Origin of the sequence: Cryobacterium sp. Y50, assembly GCF_002929805.1 — a bacterium.
GTDB lineage: Bacteria > Actinomycetota > Actinomycetes > Actinomycetales > Microbacteriaceae > Cryobacterium.
In genome coordinates, this window is the sequence record NZ_PJJM01000013.1 from 1 (window position 1) to 1,657 (window position 1,657).

1 pseudogene is annotated in these 1,657 nt (G+C 64.0%); it reads left to right on the forward strand.

Going from position 1 to position 1,657, the window contains the following annotated elements:
• Nucleotides 1-126: 126 nt before the first annotated feature.
• Nucleotides 127-1,503: pseudogene (locus CXY73_RS00095) on the forward strand (IS1380 family transposase); the annotation flags it as partial.
• Nucleotides 1,504-1,657 lie beyond the last annotated feature (154 nt).

Below are 1,657 nucleotides of genomic sequence, written 5' to 3' on the forward strand. Positions count from 1 at the left end.
ACTTAGCCTCGATCCACCGGTCGAGTTGAGGTTGTAGCGGCGCGTTAAACCGAGAATGCCTGTCGGATCAGGAAAAATAGAACTTACTTAGGGTTCAATTTGACCGCTCCGAGAGGCACCTCGTAGATGCAACTTTTCCATACTTCCAGCCGCTTGTCAGCCACCTTCGACGACACAAATCTCGTGTCGGCCGCAGGCCTCGTCCCGGCGCTGGCGTTGGCGGTGAAAACGGGTCTCGGCGAGCTCGCCGATGCCCGGCTGACCCTGCCCGGATACTTCGGCGCGAACGCCGGATTGAAAGTCACCGCGCTGGTTGGGGGAATGCTCGCCGGTGCCGACTCCATCGATGACATGGCGCTGCTGCGGCACGGCGGCATGAAGAAACTCTTCGTCGGGACCTACGCCCCGTCGACGTTGGGCTCGTTCCTCCGCGCGTTCACATTTGGTCACGTCCGTCAACTCGATGCCGTCGCTTGGCGGTGGCTGGTCAACGTCGCCGCCCACGCCCCGATCGTCGCGGGAATCGACGACTACGCCTTGGTCGATATCGACGACACCATCAAGGAAGTCCACGGATATCAGAAACAAGGCTCCGGCTACGGCTACTCCGGAGTGCGCGGCCTGAACGCCTTGATCGGCATCGTCTCCACACCGAAGTCGGCGCCGATCATCATCGGGTCCCGGCTGCGGAAAGGAACGACCGCGTCCCCGCGTGGCGCGGGCAAATTCGTCCGAGACACCCTCGCCACCGTGAAACGCCTCCGCAGCCCGCGCGCCACCGGCGTTATGTTGCTGCGCGCGGACAGCGCGTTCTATGGCCACGCCGTCGTCGCCGCCGCGCACCACGCCGGCGCGGCAGTGTCCATCACGGCACGGATGGACTCGGCCGTGAAACGGGCCATCTCCACGATCACCGATGACCAGTGGACGACGATCAACTACACCGACGCGATCCGAGACGAGGAAACCGGCGCCTGGATCTCCTCCGCCGAGGTCGCGGAAGTCGCCTTCACCGCATTTAGCTCCCGACGGATCGCTGAACGCATCAAAGGACGTCTGGTCGTGCGGCGGATCCCAGAACTGAACCGGAAAGCCACGGACGGGCAGCCGACCCTGTTCGACACGCACCGGTTCCATGCCTTCTTCACCACCAGCAAGCTGGACACCGTCACGGCTGATCAGACACACCGGAAGCATGCCATCATCGAGCAGATCAACGCCGATCTGAAGGACAGCGCGCTGGCACATCTGCCCTCCGGCATCTTCACGGCCAACGCAGCCTGGCTCGTGCTGGCCACGATCGCCTTCAACCTCTCCCGCGCCGTTGGTTCGGTGGCGGGCGCCGATTTAGGCAAAGCGCGCAGCGGCACCATCCGCCGCAAACTCATCAACATCCCGGCCCGCATCTCCACGTCGGCCCGAAAGATCACCCTGCACCTTCCAGCGAACTGGCCATGGGAAACCGGATGGACAGCAGCATTTGCGGCGGCCTGCGGCCCGCCGCAAACCGCCACCACCTGGCCACCAGCCACTCGGCGCCCCAGGACCACGGAACATCACCGGCAGCAAGGCCGGCACCCTCGCCACGCCCGCAACCAAACTCCCACTCAGATTTCACCGACTCCGCACACTCAAGGCGGACCGGTGGATCGAGGCT